This window comes from Segatella albensis DSM 11370 = JCM 12258, from assembly GCF_000426565.1.
GTDB classification, from domain to species: Bacteria; Bacteroidota; Bacteroidia; order Bacteroidales; family Bacteroidaceae; genus Prevotella; species Prevotella albensis.
Genome location: NZ_AUFP01000009.1, coordinates 62,341 through 84,357, shown reverse-complemented (window position 1 = coordinate 84,357; position 22,017 = coordinate 62,341). Strand labels below are relative to the sequence as shown.

The following is a 22,017-nucleotide window of genomic DNA, read 5'->3' as shown; positions in this document are numbered from 1 at the left end:
ATCAATTTGTATTATGGTTAAAATCACATTCCCAGACGGATCTGTTCGTGAGTATGAGCAGGGCGTAACTGGTTTTCAAATCGCCGAGAGTATTTCACCGGCTCTCGCTCGCAACGTTGTATCTTGCGGTGTTAATGGTGAAACTGTAGAGTTGAATCGTCCTATTAATGAGGACGCTACAATCGCCCTCTATAAGTTTGAGGACGAGCAGGGAAAACATACCTTCTGGCATACATCTGCCCATTTGTTGGCAGAGGCATTGCAGGAACTCTATCCTGGTGTACAGTTCGGTTTTGGTCCTGCTGTTGAAAATGGATTCTTCTATGATGTTATGCCTCCTAAGGGCGTCGCTATCTCGGAGAATGATTTCGCAAAGATCGAAGCAAAGATGATGGAACTTGCTAAAAAGGACGAGCCTGTTGTTCGCAAAGAAGTTTCTAAGGCTGATGCTTTGAAAGAATTCAAAGCTGACGGACAGGAATATAAATGCGAGCATATAGAGCAAGACTTGGAAGACGGTACCATCACAACATATACCCAAGGTGCTTTTACTGACCTATGTCGTGGTCCTCACTTGACGTCAACGGGCTTAATCAAAGCTGTAAAGATTACAAGTGTAGCTGGTGCTTTCTGGCGTGGTGATGCTAAGCGTGAGCAGATGACACGTATTTATGGTATCTCATTCCCTAAGAAGAAAATGCTCGATGAGTATTTGGTAATGCTTGAGGAAGCTAAGAAGCGTGATCATCGTAAGATTGGTAAAGAAATGGAACTCTTTATGTTCTCTGATAGAGTAGGTAAAGGTCTTCCTATTTGGTTACCAAAAGGTACACAACTTCGTTTACGTTTGCAGGAATTGCTTCGCCGTGTGCTGAAACCTTACAATTATCAGGAGGTTATTACCCCAGGTATCGGTAGTAAGAACCTTTATATTACTTCAGGTCACTGGGCTCATTATGGTAAGGATGCTTTCCAGCCAATTCATACTCCAGAGGAGGATGAAGAATATATGCTGAAACCAATGAACTGTCCTCATCACTGTGAAGTTTATGCTCGTAAGCCACGTTCTTATAAAGATCTTCCATTGCGTATCGCAGAGTTCGGTACTGTGTTCCGTTACGAAAAGAGCGGTGAGTTACATGGATTGACTCGTGTTCGTACATTTACTCAGGATGATGCACATATCTTTGTTCGTCCAGACCAAGTAAAAGCTGAGTTTGAAAATGTCATTGATATTATTCAGAAGGTCTTTAATATCTTTGGCTTTAAGGACTATGAGGCACAGATTTCTTTGCGTGATCCAAAAGATACAGAAAAGTATATTGGTTCAGATGAAATCTGGGAAGAGAGTCAAAATGCAATTCGTGAGGCTTGTAAGGAGAAAGGTTTGAATGCTCGTGAAGAAGAGGGCGAGGCTGCATTCTATGGTCCGAAACTCGACTTCATGGTAAAAGATGCTATTGGTCGTAAGTGGCAGTTGGGTACTATCCAGGTAGATTATAACTTGCCACAACGTTTCAAGTTGGAATATACTGCAGAGGACAATACAAAGAAAACTCCAGTGATGATTCACCGTGCACCATTCGGTTCGCTAGAACGTTTTACTGCTGTGCTGATAGAACATACTGCAGGTCATTTCCCTCTTTGGCTAACTCCTGATCAGGTAGCAATCCTACCAATTTCTGAGAAGTATAATGATTATGCAGCCAAGGTTAAGAAATATCTGGATAACAAGGATGTTCGTGCATACATTGATGATCGTAATGAGAAGATAGGACGTAAGATTCGTGATAACGAGTTGAAGCGAGTACCTTATATGATTGTGGTCGGAGAAAAAGAATCTGCTGAAGGTCTCGTATCTATGCGTAAGCGTGGAGGTGGTGAACAAGCAACCATGAAGATGGAAGAATTTGCTCAGCGTATTAACGATGAAGTTGCAGAACAATTGAATGCAATAGACTAAAGAAGTTAAGAAAATATAAAGTAAATATATAAAAAAGTCGGGAATAATTTGGTTTGTTTCCGACTTTTTTGTAATTTTGCAGCCGATTATCTAAAGTTGGATGATTATAAAAAATAAAGATTTCTAGAAAGAACAGAACAGTTAATGAAGAATGACACTAAAAAATTGAAGAATCAGTTCCGTATCAACGAACAGATTCGTGTACGCGAGGTAAGAGTAGTAGGCGATGATGGCGCTGAAGTAATGCCAACCCGTAAAGCTTTGGATCTTGCTCGCCAGGAAGGAGTAGATCTTGTAGAGATTTCTCCTAATGCACAACCTCCTGTATGTCGTCTTATCGACTATTCTAAGTTCTTGTACCAGCAGAAGAAGCGTCAGAAAGAAATGAAGCAGAAGCAGGTCAAGGTAGAAGTCAAGGAAATACGTTTCGGACCTCAGACTGATGAACATGATTATCAATTTAAATTGAAACATGCTCAGGAGTTCTTGGAAGAAGGTAATAAGGTACGTGCATACGTATTCTTCCGTGGTCGTAGTATTCTTTTCAAGGAGCAGGGTGAAGTCCTTTTGCTTCGTTTCGCAAATGACCTTGAGGAATATGGAAAAGTAGAACAGTTGCCTAAGCTTGAGGGAAAGAAAATGTTCCTCTATATGGCTCCTAAAAAAGCTGGTGTGGCAAAGAAAAGCCAGCAAAAGCGTGATCGTGAACTTGCTGAGGAAGCAGAGGCAAAAGCTGTTGCTGAGGCAAAGAAGGCACGTGTGGAGGCAAACGGCTTAGCCAATGCAAAGGGTGGAGATGCCCTGAAGAAGTTGGCAGAGGCTTCTGAAGATTAAAGGTGAAATTACTGAGTGGTACCGCCTTGGTATATGCGTTGCCACCTTTTATTTATAACAATTTAAAACAAACAAAAATGCCAAAAGTAAAGACTAATTCCGGCGCAAAGAAGAGATTCCGTTTCACCGGTACAGGTAAGATTAAGCGTCATCACGCTTATCACAGTCACATTCTGACTAAGAAGACAAAGAAGCAGAAGAGAAATCTGGTACATCAGACAATTGTTGACCAGGCCAATATGAAGCAGGTACGCGACTTGCTCTGCCTCCGTTAATTTATTAACTTTTTAGTCGAACTTTTAAAGAGAAAAAATTATGCCAAGATCAGTAAATCACGTTGCATCAAAAGCAAAAAGAACACGTATCCTGAAGCTCACTAAAGGTTATTATGGAGCTCGCAAGAACGTTTGGACAGTAGCTAAGAATACTTGGGAAAAGGGTCTTACCTACGCTTATCGTGACCGTCGTAACAAGAAGCGTAATTTCCGTGCATTGTGGATTCAGCGTATCAACGCTGCTGCACGTTTGCAGGATATGAGCTATAGCCAGTTGATGGGTGCTCTGCACAAGGCAGGTATCGAGATTAACCGTAAGGTTCTCGCTGACCTCGCTGTTAACAATCCAGAGGCTTTCAAGGCTATTGTTGACAAGGTAAAGTAAACGTATAGTTAACGTTACTACGATATTGAAATGCACCAATTCGTATGAATTGGTGCATTTTTTTGCTTTAATACTTTAGTTGTCTAATATATTTTTGCATATCGGTAAATCTGTTAGTGACGAATAACTTCATTTTTGTTTTGTACTCTTATCTTTATTCTGTATATTTGCATTCTGTTAGATATTAGTTAATTAAAATGATTTCTGTAGAAGGATTAAAGGTCGAATTCGGAACTCGTCCACTTTTTGATAATGTAAGTTTTGTTGTAAATCCTCGTGATAGGATAGCTCTTGTTGGCAAAAATGGAGCCGGCAAGTCGACTATGCTAAAGATTTTGTGTGGTATTCAGAAGCCAACTTCAGGTACAGTTTCAATTCCTAACGATTGTAATGTAGGGTACCTGCCACAGGTTATGAAGTTACAGGATGATACAACAGTTCGGGAAGAGACCCGTAAAGCATTTGCTCGTAATACAGAGATGAAGGCCGAGCTGGATAGAATGCAACAGGAAATGGCAACCCGTACAGACTATGAAAGTGATAGCTATGCTGCCCTTGTAGAACGCTTTACCCAAGAACATGAGCGCTATATGATGATGGGTGGAGAAAACTACGAAGCAGAAATAGAGCGTACACTTAGCGGATTGGGATTTGAACGTTCCGATTTGGAACGTCCTACCAAGGAATTCTCTGGTGGATGGCGTATGCGTATAGAGTTGGCCAAGATACTTCTAACCAAACCAGATGTACTTTTGTTGGACGAACCTACTAACCATTTGGATATTGAGAGTATTCAATGGTTGGAGCAATTTCTAGCAAATAGTGCTAGTGCTGTAGTCCTTGTTAGTCACGACCGAGCATTTATCAATAATGTTACTAATCGTACTTTGGAGATAACCTGTGGGCACATAGAAGACTACAAAGTAAAATATAATGAGTATGTCGTTCTGCGTGAAGAGCGTCGCGAACAGCAGATGCGGGCTTATGAAAATCAGCAAAAAGAAATAGCAGACATTCAGTCTTTTATTGATAGATTCCGTTATCAGGCATCGAAGGCTGTTCAGGTACAGCAACGTATCAGACAGTTAGAAAAAATCGTTCCTGTTCAGATTGATGAAATAGATCGTTCCGCAATGCATCTAAAGTTTCCTCCTTGTTTGCGTAGTGGAGATTATCCTGTGATCTGCGATGAAGTACGCAAGGATTATGGCAACCATACCATATTCGATCATGTTACATTCACAATTAAACGCGGAGAAAAAGTAGCTTTTGTAGGTAAGAACGGAGAAGGTAAGTCTACATTAGTAAAGTGTATTATGGGTGAAATACCTTATACAGGTCAATTGAAAATCGGACATAATGTTCAGATTGGTTATTTCGCTCAGAATCAGGCTCAGCTCCTTGATGAAAATATAACGATATATGATACAATAGATCGTGTGGCAACAGGAGACATGCGCTTGAAAATCAATGATCTATTAGGAGCTTTTATGTTCGGAGGCGAAACTTCAGAAAAATACGTGAAGTTCCTTTCTGGAGGCGAACGTAGTAGATTGGCAATGATAAAACTCTTGTTAGAGCCAGTTAATCTGTTGATATTGGATGAGCCTACCAATCATTTGGATATGCCTTCTAAGGACGTGCTGAAAGAAGCAATTAAGGCATTCGATGGAACAGCAATCATTGTAAGTCATGACCGAGAGTTCCTTGATGGTTTGGTAAGTAAGGTTTATGAGTTTGGGCATGGTGAAGTGAGAGAACACCTTGGAGGTATTTATGATTATCTCCGTGCTCATCATGCAGATTCAATACATGAAGCGTTGAATAGTACTGGTTCTGTAGAAGAAAAGATCGCCGTGAAAGAAGTTTCTACGCAGTCACAACAGACAGTAAATAAACAGAGTTACGCAGAGCATAAGGAACAGCAGAAAAAAATCCGAAAAGTCGAGAAGGCTATTAAAGAAGCCGAAGCAAAGATAGAGTCAATGGAAAAGCGTAAATCTGAACTTGACGAGATGCTGATGAAACCAGAAAATGCTAGTAATATGGATCTTGTAACTGAGTATACATCTTTACAAAAGAGTCTTGATCAGGAGAATGACCATTGGTTTGAACTTTCTCAAAAGTTAGAAGAATTGAATTAATGTAATATATAAAAATCTAAATTATGAACATGAAAAGATTAATTCCGGTTATGATGATGGCCACAGTACCAATGATGGGAATGGCACAAAATCAATCGGGGCTTATTGAAAAGAATTTTGACAGAAATGTTCGTCCTCAAGACGACTTTTATGAATTTGCAACCGGAGGTTGGCAGAAAAATCATCCTTTACCTGCCGCATATAGCCGTTTTGGTAGCTTTGATCAGTTGCAGGAAGATAATAATAAGCGTATCAATACGATTCTTGGTGAACTCCAGAAGAAGAAATACAAAAAAGGAACTATCGAGCAGAAGTTGAGTGATTTCTATAAGCAGGCTCTTGACGTTACTAGTCGAAATAAAGCAGGAATTAGCCCTGTGAAGCCTTTGCTCGATGAGATAGAGGAAGCAAAGGATGTTGCAAGTCTTCGCCAGTTGCAGTTGAAATATGCAACCCAAGGTTATGGCCAGCAGTTTGCATCATTCTTTGATGCAGACCAGAAGAATGTCGCCATGAACATCTTGAATTTATATCAGAGCGGTTTGACACTTGGTCAGAAAGATTACTATTTAAATAACGATGCTGCTACCGTTGCCATTCGTGATGCCTATAAGAAGCATATTGTGAGAATGTTTGAATTGTATGGATTTGATAAGGACGAGGCACAGAAGAGAGCAGAAAAGGTATTCAAACAGGAAACGATGGTTGCCTTGATTTCTAAGAGCATGACAGAATTGCGTGATCCTCAGGCAAACTATAATAAGATGAGTTTGAGCGAATTTGAAGCCAATTATCCAAACATCCCTTTGAAGTCACTTACACAAGCAGAAGGTATAAAAACAGAATATATCAACGAAATGGTTGTTGGGCAGCCACAGTTCTTCACAGGACTGAATGCTTTGCTCGGACTCCAGACCACAGATGATATCAAGGCCTTGATGGAGTGGGATGTTATCTCTGGTTCATCTTCTTATCTTACAGACGAGATTCGTGAAGCAAACTTTGATTTCTTTGGTAAAACGATGAGTGGCCGTAAGGAAGATTATCCTCTTTGGAAACGTGCAACATCCCAGGTTGAGTCTCAGATGGGTGAAGCTTTGGGTAAAATGTATGCCAAGAAATATTTCCCAGAGTCAAGTAAGAAGATGATGGTAGAGTTGATTAAGAACTTACAAATTAGTTTAGGTCAACGTATTGATGCACAAACATGGATGAGTGATACAACAAAGGCAAATGCTCATAAAAAACTGGATAAATTTTACGTAAAGGTAGGTTATCCTAATAAGTGGACAGACTATAGCAAACTTACAATTGATCCAAACAAGAGTTTTTATGAGAATGTTATGGCATGCCGTAAGTTTGCTCATGATAAGCATATTGCCGATAAAGCAGGTAAACCAGTTGATCGCGACGAGTGGGGTATGACACCTCAGACAGTTAATGCATATTATAATCCTACAACTAATGAAATATGCTTCCCAGCTGGTATCCTTCAGTATCCATTCTTCGATCCAAAGGCAGATGAAGCGTTCAACTATGGTGCTATCGGAGTTGTTATCGGTCATGAGATGACTCATGGATTTGATGATCAAGGTCGTCAGTATGATGCTGATGGTAATATGAAGGATTGGTGGACAGCTCAAGACGCAAAAGGTTTTGAAAAGCGTGCAGATTTGTATGCAAACTTCTTCAGTAACATTAAGGTGTTGCCAGATTTGAATGCTAATGGTCGTTTCACATTGGGTGAGAATCTTGCAGACCATGGTGGTCTTCAGGTAGCATTTAACGCATATAAAAATGCCACTGCCAAGAAGCCTTTGAAGGAGAAGAATGGTTTTACTGCAGACCAACGTTTCTTCTTAGCTTATGCAGGTGTTTGGGGACAGAATATCACAGAAAAAGAAATTCGTAATCGTGTAAAACGTGACCCTCATTCTTTGGGTGAATGGCGTGTGAACGGTGCTCTTCCTCATATTGATGCTTGGTATAAGGCCTTCAATGTGAAGAAAGGTGATAAAATGTATTTGCCAGAGAATGAGCGCTTGCAACTTTGGTAATTTAGTAATTATAAAATATTCATTAGTCCCCCGTTGAGATAACACACCTTCTCAACGGGGGTATTTTTTAGGTTCATCAGAAAGATGCACAGGCCTTGTCGAAACCCAGTGCGGATGTATCCGTCTAGCGAAACTTCACTTTGTGACAAACAAAGGCAATCCCGAACGAATCCCGAAGGCTTCTGCAAGACAATGGAACTGTTGAATTCAGAATATAACAAAATCTAAGATTCATCCGATACCTATGCATTTATCGGATGAACCATTCTTTTAGAAAGAGGACAACTTGTTTATTTTTGTTTAAAGAGAATAGATAATTAGAAAAAAATAGTATCTTTGCAAAAAGTTCGTTAGAACGTTGTTGAAAAATTTAAGGAAAGGGATAATATAGATGCCATTAAGATTACCTGACCAGTTACCAGCAATAGAACTGCTGAAGAATGAGAATATATTTGTAATGGATGAAAGTCGCGCTCATAGCCAAGAAATTCGTCCATTGAAGATTGTTATTCTCAATTTGATGCCTCTTAAGATAACCACAGAGACAGATCTTGTTCGTTTGCTCTCGAACACTCCACTACAAATGGAAATCTACTTCATGAAATTGAAGAGCCATACCCCCAAGAACACCCCAATCAAGCATATGATGATGTTCTATCGAAACTCTCAGGAATTGATGAAGCAGAAGTTTGATGGTATGATAGTAACGGGTGCTCCTGTAGAAACGATACCATACGAAAATGTCGATTACTGGAAAGAAATCAATAATATCTTCGACTGGGCAAGGACTAATGTACAAAGTACTTTATACCTTTGCTGGGGAGCTATGGCGGCACTATATCATTTCTATGAGATTCCTAAATATCAGTTGGAGCGAAAAATGTTTGGTGTGTTCGAGACCAAACCATTAGAACCACAGCTACCAATTTTCCGCGGTTTTGACGATTCCTTTGCCATGCCAAACAGTCGGCACACAGAGGTAAAACGTGAAGATATAGAAAAGGTAAAAGACCTGCATTTGCTGGCTGAATCTCCAGAGGCTGGTGTCAGTATTGTGTCGTCACGTGGAGGACGAGAATTTTATATTCTTGGTCATTTGGAGTATGCACCAAACACGTTAGACAAAGAATATAAGCGAGACTTAGGAAAGCGTGATGATGTAGAAATGCCATTACATTACTATAAGGATGACAATCCTAACGAATTACCTAAGGTAACGTGGAGGTCGGCTGCCAATTTGTTTTATAGTAATTGGATAAACTATTACGTATATCAGGAAACTCCATATAATATCAACGATATTAAATAATGAGAAAATTAGAATTATTAGCTCCAGCAAAGAATCTAGAAATAGGAATAGCAGCTATCGACCATGGTGCTGATGCTGTATATATTGGAGCCAACCGCTTTGGAGCCCGCCAGGCTGCCGGCAATTCATTGGAGGATATCAAGAAACTCTGTGATTATGCTCACCGGTTTGGTGTGTCGGTTCATGTTACGGTTAATACGATTATCTACGAGAAAGAATTTGAAGATACGCTCAAAATGGTTGAGCAGTTGGCTGCAATAGGTGTTGATGCCCTATTGATACAGGATATGGGACTGCTTAATGCTATACGAAATCTACCAGATTATCAAAGTGGAAAGATAAAATGTGCGCTTCATGCCTCGACACAATGTGATACTAGAACAGCGGAAAAGGTGGGGTGGCTTAGTTCCTTAGGCTTTGACCGAGTTGTTCTTGCTCGAGAGTTATCTATCGATGAAATTTCAAATATCCATCGCCAATATCCAGATGTAGAATTAGAAGCATTTGTACATGGTGCACTTTGCGTAAGTTATTCAGGAGTATGTTATGCTTCTCAGCATTGTTTCAATCGCTCTGCAAATCGTGGGGAGTGTGCACAGTTCTGTAGATTAAAGTTTGATTTGCGTGATGACAATGGTAAGCTTATAGAACATCAGCGTCATATGCTTTCTTTGAAGGATATGTGCCAGATTCAGCATCTTGAAGAACTTGCTGATTCTGGAGCATGTGCATTTAAGATAGAAGGTCGCTTAAAGGATATTAATTATGTAAAGAATGTGGTTTCTGCGTATAGCAAGGCATTGGATGAACTGATAGCTCGTAGACCTAATGATTATTGTCGAGCATCGAAGGGAAAGGTGACATATTATTTTGAACCAGACCTGAAGAAGATTTTCAATAGAGGATATACCACATATTTCATGAACGGTCGTCAACCTGATATTGCAAGTTTTGATACCCCTAAGGCTATGGGCGAATATGTCGGTAGAGTCAAGGAGTTGAGAGGCAATAGCTTTAACGTTGCAGGTTCAGCCAGCTTTTCTAATGGTGATGGACTTTGCTTTATCAATGATGAGCACGAACTTGAAGGATTTAGAGTAAATAAGGCTATAGGCAATCGCCTGTTTCCTTTGCGCATGCCCGAACATCTCCGACCGGGACTTGGACTCTATCGTAATAATGACGAGGCATTCGAAAAGCTTATGTCGGGGAAGACCGCAGAAAGAAAAATCTCTGTAGGTATGCGTCTTTCTGCTATAGATGGAGGCTTCCAACTCGAGATATATAGTTTAACATCTGAAGGAAAGTTGGATAAGGTTATTGGCAGAGCCATAACAGAATTTGAGCATCAAGAAGCAAAACGTCCACAACGCGAAAACATGATACGCAATTTGACGAAACTTGGGAATACGCATCTTGTTTGCGATTATGTCGAAATTGATAAGAATGCAGAAAATTGCTTTATTCCTAGTAGTTTGCTTAGTGATATGCGAAGAGACGCTATTGAGAATATGGAGAACCCTGATACTGAAATTCGTCGGCATAGTCTTGATGCACAATCAGGTAAGGGTGGAAATGTTACTTTTTGGCAACCAGAATACGAGCAATATCCCTATCTATATAACATCTCCAATTCCAACGCAAAAGTGTTTTATCGGGAGCACGGAATGAAAGAACCTACTGATGCGTTTGAAGTAAAACCAGTAACCCAACCTCTCATTATGCAATGTCGTCATTGTATTCGCTATTCCCTAGGCTATTGCGTGAAGAGAGGTGGAATGAAACCAACATGGAAAGAACCTTTGCATCTAGAATTACCAGATGGAAGAAGATTCCAGTTGCATTTTGTTTGCAAAGAGTGTCAAATGAATATAACAGCAGAATAAGATAAGAAATGAAACAACTGATATACAGATTATTGCTCATGATGATGGCGATTGGGATGATGACAAGTTGTTATCATAAACAAGCACCGAAGAAGAACGAGGCCTTTGTGGATTTGTCTGAACGTCAGTTGGATTCTATTTCTTTTTCCTCTACCCATCATTATACCAACAAGTATAATTTCGTGGTAAAGGAAGATTCTCTTACTCTTTTGCGTCAGCAACCCGAAGAACTGGTGAATGATTTGCCAACAGATTCATTCTGTGTGAAGAAAGGAAAACTACTGGTAGTCTCTGATATCCGGATACTACCACAGGATACTATAGATTCCGTTTGGGTTCAATTGGGTACAGAGGATGCACAGATAGGATGGATTCATGAATCAAGGATGCTCCCTAATGTCGTTCCAGATGATCCTATTTCACAATTTATATCGACTTTCTCAGATATTCATCTTATCATATTCTTGATAATCATTGTTATCATTTCAATGATTTATCTCGTGAGGAAGTGGGTTAATAATAAGGCAAAGATAGTCCATGTGAATGATATTGATTCATTTTATCCTACACTATTATGTCTTATAGTAGCGTCTTCAGCAACATTCTATGCCAGCATTCAAGTCTTTGCGCCAGATGTGTGGCGTCATTTCTATTATCATCCTACGTTAAATCCATTCTCAGTACCATTCCTCTTATCTATATTCTTGATATCAGTATGGTCGATGCTTATCGTGGGGCTTGCGGCAGTAGATGACGTCAGACATCAATTACCATTGGGCGAAGCCGTACTTTATCTTGCAGGATTAGCCGGAGTGTGTGCTACAGATTATATAATATTCAGCATCAGTACCCTATATTTTGTAGGGTATATCCTGTTAATACTCTATTTCTACTATGCTTTGCGTAAATATTATCACCATCATCGTGTAGAATATATATGTGGAAAGTGTGGAGCACATCTTTATAAAAAAGGGAAATGCCCATATTGTGGTACAATAAATGAGTAAGATTCCTAATAAATTAGGATTTCATATCTTATAAGTTTTCCGTACCTTTGCGCCCAGAAAACTTATAAGATATAATATGAACAAGAAGAAAGCTATTTCGTTTCTCACTTTATTCGCTACAGTACCAGTTATAGCGAATGGAGTAGATCGAATTAATGGATTAGATTTATCAGACAGTTCAAGAATTCATGATTTGGATGAAGTTGTTGTTGTTTCTCAGCCAAAAGAATCTTTTCGACTTCGCCAACAGTCATTAAGCAGTAATATATTCACAAATAAGGAGATGTCTAGTCTAGGTATACATGATCTCCGTGAACTTTCTGTATATGTGCCATCATTTGTCATGCCAAACTATGGCTCAAGGATTACATCGTCTATGTATGTTCGTGGTATCGGTAGTCGAGTAAACAGTCCTGCCTTAGGTATTTATAGTGATGGTATGCCTATCATGAGTAAGTCAGCTTTCAACTATCATTTTTATGATGTTAACCGTGTCGACATATTACGTGGAGCACAAGGAACCCTTTACGGACAGAATACCGAAGGAGGATTGATTCGTATTTATAGTAAGAATCCTTTTGATTATCAAGGTACAGACCTTAAATTAAGTTTAGGTAGTAGATTGTACAGAAATGCAGAATTCTCACATTATAATAAAGTAAACAATAATTTTGCATTCTCTGTTGGTGGATTCTATGATGGGCAGAATGGATTCTTCCGTAATCAGACGACAGGTGAACGTGCTGATAAATATAATGAGGCTGGTGGTAAACTTAGATTGTTATATCGACCAACCGACAGATTGAGTTTTGATTATATAGCAGATTATCAGTATGTAGATCAGAATGGATTCCCTTATGGTAAGATAGAGGAGGATGGTACCACATCTTCGCCAAGCACGAATCTCCAAAGTTCATATCGTAGAAATATTTTCAATACAGCCTTTACAGTAGGTTTCAAGGCGAATGCTTTTGATTTGACAAATGTACTCTCTTATCAGTATCTGAAGGATTATATGCTGATGGATCAGGACTATTTGCCAGAAGATTATATGCATTTGGAACAGCGCCAGTTACAGAACGCCATGACAGAGGAGTTGACTTTGAAAAGTCATGATGCAGTAGGTGGCTTTTGGCATTGGGCCGTAGGTGGCTTCTTCTCAGCACAATGGTTGAAGACCAATGCTCCTGTGTACTTCGACTCAGAAATGAATAAGATGCTTTCTGCCAACATCACATCTTATGCTTATAATGGAATGCTGAATGCAATGGCTGCTCGACTAATTGCAAAAGGAATTCCTGCAGAGCAAGCTAGAAGACAGATTGCGGCAAAGATAGAGGAAGCAGGTGGCTGTACGATCAATATGGATATGGGAGTAATTCCAGGTATCTTCCGTACTCCAACTTATAATCTAGCCTTCTATCACGAGAGTAATTTCGATCTTAGCAGTCGACTTGTTGCTACCCTTGGTTTAAGATACGACTTTAGTCGGACAGTAATAGATTATGCAACCTCTGCTGAGGTTAAACTTGATGAAAGTGTGATGGGACATAATGTAAACGTTTCTGTTGCAAGCAATCTTAATCATCGTGAACATAATAATTATGTGCAGTTGCTTCCAAAGTTTGGCTTAAACTACAAACTGAATAACGGAAGTAACATCTATGCGACGATAGCAAAAGGTTATCGCGCAGGTGGTTACAATATACAGATGTTCTCTGATATCTTCCAGACAGAGCTCTCTGCCGCTGCCCAAAAGGCAAGGGGGAGTTTGGATGACACTCATAATGACCAGTATTACGAGAATATCGCAAATACAATTTCATATAAGCCAGAAACCAGTTGGAATTATGAGGTGGGTACCCATCTGAATCTCTTTAATCATGCATTACATTTTGATGTCGCAGCATATTATATGCAGGTAAAGAATCAGCAACTCTCTGTGATGGCAGGCAATTATGGATTTGGTCGCATGATGGTAAATGCAGGCAAGAGCCATAGTTGTGGTGTTGAGACAACACTTCGTGGTAATGTGTTCGATAATCACTTGAGTTGGGCTGTGAGCTATGGATACACTCGAGTTTTGTTCGACGACTATGTAGATAGCGTAAGCGTAGGTGGAAAGAAAAAGGCCGTTGATTACAAGGATAAGTATGTGCCATATGTACCACAGCATACCTATGCAGTTATGGCAGACTACACTTTTGATGTTCAGAATTCGAAACTTCGTACAATTACTTTAGGATTCAATTTAAATGGTCAAGGCAAGACTTATTGGGATGAGGAAAATACTTCAGAGCAAAAACTATATCATGTTCTCGGAGCACATGCTGATGCAGATTTTGGATTTATGAAGATCAGTTTCTGGGGTAAGAATTTAACCAATACCAAATATAACACCTTTGCCGTAGAAAGTGCCGCTACAGGAAAGAAATATACCTTTGCTCAATTAGGTAATCCTTTCCAGTGTGGAGTAGATTTGAAATTCCACTTCTAAGAGAATGAAAGAGTGAATTAAAATATCTGTTAGAATATGAGAGACCATTCGATAGTTTATTGAATGGTCTCTTTTTTTATTAAAACTTTGGTTTTATGCAACAAATTCGTTTAAAATTGTTTATTTTAATATCATATTGCAAAATAATTGATAGTATTTGTTACATTTACGATTTTATTTACTACTTTTGTCGCATTAAACAATGAAAGGAATATGATGATATTGGATATTGACATGCTTAGAAGTTTTTATGCTTCATATTCAAAAAACGTAGAGAACGCTAAAAAAACGATGAAACGACCTCTTACGTATGCGGAGAAAGTGTTGTATACTCATCTTTTCGATCCTGTAGCACTGCATCCTTTTAAGCGAGGAGAGGAATATGTAGATTTCCGTCCTAATCGTGTTGCGATGCAAGATGCGACAGCCCAGATGGCTTTGCTTCAGTTTATGAATGCCGGAAAGGAAGAAGTAGCAGTACCTGCCTCTGTACACTGTGATCATTTGATCCGTGCAGACCTTGGTGTTGAAAAGGACTTGCCGACGGCAAAGGTGCAGAATAAAGAGGTTTATGACTTCCTTCAGTCAGTATCACAAAAATATCATATAGGATTTTGGGGACCAGGTGCAGGTATTATTCATCAGGTAGTCTTAGAGAATTATGCATTTCCAGGTGGTATGATGGTAGGTACAGATTCGCATACTCCTAATGCCGGTGGCCTTGGTATGATAGCTGTAGGTGTTGGCGGAGCTGATGCCGTGGATGTGCTCACAGGTCTGCCTTGGGAGTTGAAGATGCCACGATTGATAGGCGTACATCTGAAAGGCAAGTTGTCAGGATGGGCAAGTCCTAAGGATGTAATCTTGGAAATCCTTGGTATCTTAACAGTAAAGGGTGGTACGAATGCCATATTGGAATACTTCGGTGAAGGACTTGATAGTATCTCCACAACAGGTAAGGCCTCTATCTGTAACATGGGAGCAGAACTTGGTGCAACTTGTTCCATCTTCCCATTCGATGAAAATGCATATCAGTATTTGCTTCAGACGGGTAGAGAAGAAGTGGCTCTGTTAGCTAAACAGAATGCAGCAGAGTTACGTGCAGACGGAGAAGTTTATGCTAATCCAGAAAAATATTATGATCAGATTTTGGAAATAGACTTATCAAAGATAGAACCTCATTTGAATGGTCCTTTTACGCCGGATGCTGCGACCCCAATCAGTCAGATGAAGACCAAAGGCCCTGCCAATGACTATCCGATGACCGTCGAGGTAGGATTGATCGGAAGTTGTACGAATTCAAGTTATCAGGATTTGGCACGTGCTGCATCCGTAGCCCGTCAGGCATACGAAAAGAATATACCTGTGAAGGCACAACTGATTATCAATCCTGGTTCTGAGCAAATCAAATATACAGCCGAACGTGATGGAATATTGGAAGATTTCCGAAAGATAGGAGCACTCATTATGACCAATGCTTGTGGTCCATGTATTGGTCAATGGAAACGTCATACAGATGATAATAACCGGAAAAATGCGATCGTGACATCTTTTAATAGAAATTTCCGCAGACGTGCAGATCAAAATCCTAATACCTATGCCTTCATAGGTAGTCCGGAGATGACGATAGCCTTAGCCATTGCAGGAAGATTGGATTTTACCCCGGCTGTAGATACGTTGCTGAATAAGGATGGAAAATCCGTTATGCTGGAAGAACCTAAAGGCTATATATTCCCTCCGAAGGGATTTGAAACTCATGAAGGCGAGACTGGTGCTGAAGGAATGGAAAAGCTAGGCTTGTTTATTCCTCCATCGAAAGGAAAACAAGATATAGAAGTCGTTATTGCTCCAGAAAGTAACCGTTTGCAGAAACTTGAGCCATTCGCAGCATGGGATGGCAAGGAATATGAAGACTTGGCACTTCTGATAAAGACACAAGGCAAGTGTACTACAGATCATATTTCTATGGCAGGTCCTTGGTTGAAGTTCCGTGGTCATCTACAGAATATTTCAGATAATTTGTTGATGGGTGCTGTCAATGCTTTTAATGGTGAAAGTAATCATGTAAAGAATCAGTTGGACGGACAATATGTTGAAGTTTCTACGGCTGCGAAGGCTTATAAGGCTCACGGCATAGGCAGTATTGTTGTAGCAGAAGATAACTATGGTGAAGGCTCTAGTAGAGAGCATGCTGCTATGGAACCAAGATTTCTTAATGTGAAAGTCATTCTCGCTAAGAGCTTTGCAAGAATTCACGAAACCAACTTAAAGAAACAGGGAATGCTAGCATTGACTTTCGTAAACAAGAACGATTACGATAAGGTGAAGGAGGATGATAAAATATCTGTTGTTGGGTTGAAGGATATGCTGCCAGGCAGCAAATTCAAAATCGTATTGAAGCACAAAGATGGAAGTGAAGAAAGTTTCCTGGCTGAACATACATATAACCAAACACAGATAGAATGGTTGAAGGCAGGTTCTGCTTTAAATAAAGAAAGGGCAGTGAAATGAAAAAGGAATATCTAATATATAAGTTAAGCGACGAGGTCAAGAACTCATGTAAAATACCTAAGGAAGCTTTCACAAAGTATGGTGTAAAGCGTGGCTTACGTAATGAAGATGGTTCTGGTGTTCTTGTCGGATTGACCAATATTGGTAATGTAGTTGGATACGAACGTGACGATAAAGGTAACTTGCAGCCTTGTCCTGGTAAGTTATATTATCGAGGTTACGAACTCGACGATTTGGTATCTCCTTTGTTGAAGGAGAAACGATTCGGATTTGAGGAAATCGCCTATCTACTGTTATCAGGAAGTTTGCCAGACAAGGAAGAACTTTCCGCATTTCGTGAACTTCTGAATGATAACATGCCATTGGATCATCGTACCATTGTACATATCATTGATCTCGAAGGCAGTAATATCATGAATATATTGGCTCGATGCGTACTTGAAATGTATACCTTCGATCCAAATCCAGACGATATCTCTCGTGATAATCTTATGCGCCAGAGTATAGAACTGATCGCTAAGATACCAACCATTGTGGCTTATGCTTATAACATCTATCGTCACTCCGTTCAAGGAAGGAGTTTGCATATCCGTCATCCTCGTGAAAATCTGAGTATTGCCGAGAATTTCCTTTATATGCTGAAGCACACTAATTATACAGAGCTTGATGCGAGGATGCTCGATTTGCTATTGATTATTCAGGCAGAGCATGGTGGTGGTAACAACTCAACCTTTACCGTGAGAGTAACGTCAAGTACACGTACCGATACATATTCTAGTATTGCCGCAGGTATCGGTAGTTTGAAAGGTCCTTTGCATGGTGGTGCGAATATCAAGGTTATTAATATGTTCCATCATCTGAAAGAGCAGATTAAGGATTGGACAAATATAGATGAAATCGATACTTATCTGAAGAGAATGCTCAACAAGGAAGCTTATGATAAGACAGGATTGATTTATGGAATCGGTCATGCTGTATACACCATGAGTGATCCTCGTGCGGTAGAACTTAAAAGGTTGGCAGGCGAACTTGCGAAGGAGAAAGGAAGAGAAGAAGAATATAACTTCCTGACCTTATTGGAACAAGAAGGCGTTAAGTGCCTGATGGCTCATCGCAAGACAGAAAAACCGGCATGTGCAAACTTAGATTTCTATAGTGGATTTATCTATGAGATGATTGGTCTGCCTCAAGAAATCTATACCCCGATATTTGCCATGGCACGTATTGTGGGATGGACAGCCCATAGAATAGAGGAATTGAATTTCGAAGGGAGACGAATCATACGTCCTGCCTATAAGAACATTCTTGATCCAGAGTCATATACTCCGATTGATGAGAGATAAAATCATGAAAAAATCCCAGTTCCGATGAGTGAATTGGGATTTTTTTTGTATATTTGCGACTCATACGAATAGAAAGAAGATATCATCATTTCTGTTCGGAATAACTTATAACTTTATGGATAGAAGATATTGATATGGCAGGAGAAGAACATCAGGGAATCGACTGGAAAGACCTTATTATAATAGGTGTCTCATTATTTGTCGCCAATGTAATAGAGAGCATGTTGCATATTGAGAACAAGATTCTTGCATATGCAGCTTTTGCTGGTATCTCTTTGGTTTTAATATCAGTCTTTTATATTGTAAAGTATCAGTTTTTTGATCGAGAGGAATAAAAGGTCATACATCCATCAGGTCACTCATGATAGAATCGCTGATGTATAGACCTTTGCGTGTCAATGATAGATGATGGTCCTCAATCTTCATGAGATTAAGAGCAATCTTATCCTTTGCCTCATTCATGAGAAATCTATACAATTGTTCACCAAAAGTATCTTTCATCTTCCTAAGGTCAATACCTTCCCGCGTACGTAAGGCCGTCGTTATCATATCATCATAGCGAGTAGCTATGTCGAGTTTTTCAATAGTACATGGTCGTTTCCCCTGTAGAATGGCGTCTATATATTTACGAATGTCAGATACATTCCAAGAACGTTGCAGGTTGAGATAAGAATGTGCCGAGGCCCCGATTCCAATATAAGGTATAGCATGCCAATAACTTGAGTTATGGCGTGAACGGAATCCCGGAAGCGCAAAGTTGCTGATTTCGTAATGCTCATATCCAGCCTCGGTAAGTCGGTCTATAAGTACATTGTACATAGACAGAGAAACTTCCTCGTCAATCTCGCAGACTTTTTTCTGTTGGAGCAGTCGATAAAGAGGCGTTCCTTCTTCATACATCAGAGAATATGAAGAAAGATGCTGAGGTTTCAAAGAAAGAGCCCGTTCAATATCCGACTCCCATTCAGAAAGCGTCTCATTAGGAAATCCAAACATCAAGTCTATTGATATATTATCAATGCCAGCCTTGCGTAAACAATCCACAGCATCTTGTACCTCAGTAGCACAATGCCTGCGATTAAGAAATCTAAGTCGACTGTCATTAAAAGTTTGCGCCCCCATAGAGACTCGGTTCACGCCAAGCCCTACCAGTAACTCGGCAAATTCCGGAGTGACATCGTCAGGGTTTGCCTCAAGTGTGATTTCAGCATCCTTATTGACCGTATATACCTCGTTGATGGTAGAGAAAATTTTTTTGAGATGTTGTTCAGAAAGTTGACTTGGAGTACCACCGCCAAGATAGATGGTATCAATGTCGGAAGTCTTCCGCATCATCATCTCCTTACAGATAGCATCCACATAAAGATCTTTCAAACCAGAAAGAGTAGTACTGTAGAATCCACAGTAAATACATCGTGAAGCACAAAAAGGAATATGTATATAAAGTCCTGCCATAAATGTAGATTTCGTGCAAAAGTACTAATATGTTTTAAAAGATTGACGTTTTTAAGGCAAAACTTTTGGAGATAATAGAATTTTTTACTATCTTGGACGGCAGAATGAGAAGAACCACTCATCCTTTTGACGAATTATTGTACAAACACTTTAAATCTATAACGTTATGAGAGTATATCAAACTAACGAAATTAAAAACATTGCGCTCATTGGCGCTTCGGGTAGCGGCAAGACCACGCTTGCCGAGAGTATGTTGTATGAAGCTGGTATTATCAAGCGCCGTGGCTCTATAGAAGCGAAGAATACCGTAAGTGATTATTTCCCAGTTGAGCTTGAATATGGCTACTCTGTATTCCCAACTGTTTTTCATGTAGAGTGGAATAAGAAGAAACTTAATGTTATCGATTGTCCTGGCTCTGATGATTTTGTCGGTGGTGCTATCACTTCCCTGAATGTAACTGATGAGGCTGTCATACTTATCAATGGACAATATGGTCCTGAGGTAGGTACTCAGAATAATTTCAGATATACAGAAAAGTTGAAGAAACCAGTGATCTTCTTGGTTAATCAGTTAGATTCAGAGAAATGCGATTTCGATAACATCATTTCTTCTATGAAGGATATCTATAGTGAAAAATGTGTGCAGATACAGTATCCTATAGAAACCGGCCCCAATTTCCATAGTTTGATAGACGTCTTGTTGATGAAGAGATATACATGGAAGCCAGAGGGTGGAGAACCTATGATTGATGATATCCCAGCCGAAGAGATGGATAAAGCCATGGAACTTCATAAGGCTCTTGTAGAAGCGGCAGCCGAAAACGATGAAGGCTTGATGGAGAAGTTCTTCGAGTCGGAAACTCTTACGGAGGACGAACTTCGCGAAGGCATCCGCAAGGGATTGATAACTCGTTCTATTTTCCCTGTATTTTGCGTATGTGCAGGTAAAGATATGGGAGTTCGCAGATTGATGGAATTCTTAGGTAATGTAGTTCCTTTTGTTGATGAGATGCCTTGTGTTCATAATACCCGTGGTGAAGAAGTGAAACCTTCTTCAGATGGTCCTACAAGTATCTATTTCTTCAAGACAGGTGTGGAACCTCATATTGGAGAAGTAAGTTACTTTAAGGTTATGAGTGGTAGTGTGAAGACCGGTGATGATTTGACAAACGCCGATCGTGGCTCAAAGGAACGTCTAGGACAGATCTATGTATGTGCCGGTGCTAACCGCATCCCTGTAGATCAGTTGAATGCCGGGGATATCGGATGTACTGTTAAATTGAAGGATGTAAAAACAGGTAATACACTTAACAGCAAAGACAGTGAAAACAAGTTTGACTTTATAAAATATCCAAACGCAAAATATTCTCGTGCTATTCGTGCCAAGAATGCTCAAGATACAGAAAAACTGATGGCTGCTATACTGAAGATGCGCCAGGAAGACCCAACGTGGATATTTGAGAACTCCAAGGAGCTGCGCCAGACGATTATCCGTGGACAGGGAGAGTTTCATCTGCGTACTTTGAAGTGGCGTTTGGAAAATAATGAAAAATTGGCAGTAGAGTTCGGTGAACCTCGCATCCCATATCGTGAAACGATCACCAAGAAAGCTAAGGCAGAATATCGCCATAAGAAGCAAAGTGGTGGTGCCGGACAGTTTGGTGAAGTTCACTTGATCGTAGAGCCGTATGCAGAAGGCATGCCAGATCCTGTATCATACAACTTTAACGGACAAGAGTTTAAGGTAAATATGAAAGGCAAAGAAGTGAAAGACCTTCCATGGGGCGGTAAACTGGTGTTTATCAATTCTGTTGTGGGAGGCGCCATCGACCAGCGTTTCATGCCAGCTATCCTTCAAGGTGTAATGGAATGTATGGAGAAAGGACCTTTGACAGGAAGTTATGCCCGCGATGTACGAGTTGTGGTATATGATGGTAAGATGCACCCTGTTGACAGTAATGAACTGTCGTTTAAGTTAGCAGCACGTCATGCCTTTAGCGATGCTTTCAAACAGGCAGGTCCAAAGATCCTGGAACCTATCTACGACCTCGAAGTATATGTACCAGCCGACTTTATGGGAGATGTGATGAGTGACCTTCAGGGACGTCGCGCTTTGATTATGGGCATGGATACAGAGGCCGGATATCAGAAATTACAGGCTAAGATTCCACAGAAAGAACTGTCTAATTACAGTATCTCTTTGAGTTCTTTGACCGGTGGACGTGCCAGCTTTACTACCAAGTTTGCCAGTTATGAACTAGTGCCTAACGAAATCCAATCTACTTTGATTTCTGAACATGAAGCAGAAATGGCCAAAGAACAAGACGAATAAATTGCATATTTGTAATCAA

At 40.0% G+C, this 22,017-nt stretch carries 15 protein-coding genes; 14 read left to right on the top strand and 1 reads right to left on the bottom strand.

What is annotated here, in order from left to right:
- Window positions 1–13: 13 nt before the first annotated feature.
- From thrS to K333_RS0106790, 13 genes are all read left to right on the top strand, one after another.
- Window positions 14–1,963, top strand: a complete 1,950-nt coding sequence (thrS, locus tag K333_RS0106850) for a threonine--tRNA ligase (RefSeq protein WP_024989880.1) — start codon at window positions 14–16, stop codon at window positions 1,961–1,963.
- Between the two features lie 144 nt (window positions 1,964–2,107).
- On the top strand, window positions 2,108–2,797 hold the full coding sequence (infC, locus tag K333_RS0106845) for a translation initiation factor IF-3 (protein ID WP_024989881.1): 690 nt from the start codon (window positions 2,108–2,110) through the stop codon (window positions 2,795–2,797).
- A gap of 77 nt (window positions 2,798–2,874) precedes the next feature.
- A complete protein-coding gene (gene rpmI / locus K333_RS0106840) occupies window positions 2,875–3,072 on the top strand; it encodes a 50S ribosomal protein L35 (RefSeq protein ID WP_024989882.1) in 198 nt (65 codons plus the stop codon).
- Window positions 3,073–3,112: 40 nt separating this feature from the next.
- The gene (rplT, locus tag K333_RS0106835) at window positions 3,113–3,457 is read left to right on the top strand and encodes a 50S ribosomal protein L20 (protein WP_024989883.1); all 345 of its coding nucleotides are present in this window, start codon (window positions 3,113–3,115) and stop codon (window positions 3,455–3,457) included.
- Window positions 3,458–3,654: 197 nt separating this feature from the next.
- A complete protein-coding gene (locus K333_RS0106830; RefSeq protein ID WP_027452488.1) occupies window positions 3,655–5,601 on the top strand; it encodes an ABC-F family ATP-binding cassette domain-containing protein in 1,947 nt (648 codons plus the stop codon).
- Between the two features lie 23 nt (window positions 5,602–5,624).
- Complete coding sequence (locus tag K333_RS0106825; RefSeq protein ID WP_024989884.1) at window positions 5,625–7,658, top strand: M13 family metallopeptidase; 2,034 nt, start codon at window positions 5,625–5,627, stop codon at window positions 7,656–7,658.
- A 391-nt stretch (window positions 7,659–8,049) separates the two neighbouring features.
- Window positions 8,050–8,967 carry a homoserine O-acetyltransferase MetA gene (gene metA / locus K333_RS0106820; protein ID WP_024989885.1) on the top strand — a complete coding sequence of 306 codons (918 nt, stop codon included), beginning with the start codon at window positions 8,050–8,052 and terminating at the stop codon, window positions 8,965–8,967.
- The gene (locus tag K333_RS0106815) at window positions 8,967–10,853 is read left to right on the top strand and encodes a peptidase U32 family protein (protein WP_024989886.1); all 1,887 of its coding nucleotides are present in this window, start codon (window positions 8,967–8,969) and stop codon (window positions 10,851–10,853) included. Before metA ends, K333_RS0106815 begins: the two co-directional genes overlap by 1 nt.
- A gap of 8 nt (window positions 10,854–10,861) precedes the next feature.
- Entirely contained in the window at window positions 10,862–11,860 is a 999-nt protein-coding gene (locus tag K333_RS0106810) for a hypothetical protein (protein WP_036886194.1), read from the top strand.
- Between the two features lie 76 nt (window positions 11,861–11,936).
- Complete coding sequence (locus tag K333_RS0106805; RefSeq protein ID WP_024989888.1) at window positions 11,937–14,357, top strand: TonB-dependent receptor; 2,421 nt, start codon at window positions 11,937–11,939, stop codon at window positions 14,355–14,357.
- A gap of 216 nt (window positions 14,358–14,573) precedes the next feature.
- Entirely contained in the window at window positions 14,574–16,868 is a 2,295-nt protein-coding gene (locus K333_RS0106800; protein ID WP_024989889.1) for an aconitate hydratase, read from the top strand.
- Window positions 16,865–18,211: a citrate/2-methylcitrate synthase gene (locus tag K333_RS0106795; protein WP_024989890.1), complete on the top strand. Its 1,347-nt coding sequence runs from the start codon at window positions 16,865–16,867 to the stop codon at window positions 18,209–18,211. Before K333_RS0106800 ends, K333_RS0106795 begins: the two co-directional genes overlap by 4 nt.
- A 134-nt stretch (window positions 18,212–18,345) precedes the next feature.
- A complete protein-coding gene (locus tag K333_RS0106790; protein ID WP_024989891.1) occupies window positions 18,346–18,546 on the top strand; it encodes a hypothetical protein in 201 nt (66 codons plus the stop codon).
- A gap of 4 nt (window positions 18,547–18,550) precedes the next feature.
- Here K333_RS0106790 and hemW read toward each other — a convergent pair whose 3' ends face one another.
- On the bottom strand, window positions 18,551–19,666 hold the full coding sequence (gene hemW / locus K333_RS0106785; protein WP_024989892.1) for a radical SAM family heme chaperone HemW: 1,116 nt from the start codon (window positions 19,664–19,666) through the stop codon (window positions 18,551–18,553).
- Window positions 19,667–19,832: 166 nt separating this feature from the next.
- On the opposite strand from hemW, the gene K333_RS0106780 reads away from it, so the two are divergent.
- Complete coding sequence (locus K333_RS0106780) at window positions 19,833–21,998, top strand: elongation factor G (protein ID WP_027452486.1); 2,166 nt, start codon at window positions 19,833–19,835, stop codon at window positions 21,996–21,998.
- Window positions 21,999–22,017 lie beyond the last annotated feature (19 nt).